This window comes from Staphylococcus sp. HMSC034C12 (assembly GCF_001835895.1).
Lineage (GTDB): Bacteria > Bacillota > Bacilli > Staphylococcales > Staphylococcaceae > Staphylococcus > Staphylococcus hominis.
The window spans coordinates 1-284 of sequence record NZ_KV826351.1 but is presented as its reverse complement, the minus strand read 5'-3'; the positions used below and the strand labels follow the sequence as shown (position 1 = coordinate 284).

At 29.6% G+C, this 284-nt stretch carries 1 protein-coding gene; it reads right to left on the bottom strand.

From position 1 onward, the window contains the following. The coding region (locus HMPREF2629_RS09000) for a helix-turn-helix domain-containing protein (protein WP_070549434.1) at window positions 1-261 on the bottom strand (261 nt) is incomplete at its 3' end. Window positions 262-284 lie beyond the last annotated feature (23 nt).

The window sequence follows — 284 nt, the reverse complement described above, 5'->3', positions numbered from 1 at the left end:
TTCTATATCTTTTCTCTTATTTTCTAATTTTAATCGTTCTATTTCTGACAATTCTTCTAATCCTTTACCGTAGGTATATTGTTTCCCAACGTGTTGTGAAAATCTATAACTTTCCTCATTTCGATACCATCGCCACCAAGTTTCCACTTGTGTTCTATTTTTAATATTTAATTCTTTCATAATTTCTTTTGTCGAAAAACCAGCTATTTTCATTTCAACTGCTTTATACTTTGTTTCTACTGAATAAGATACTCTTTTCATAGAAAAAACACCTCCGCATGATT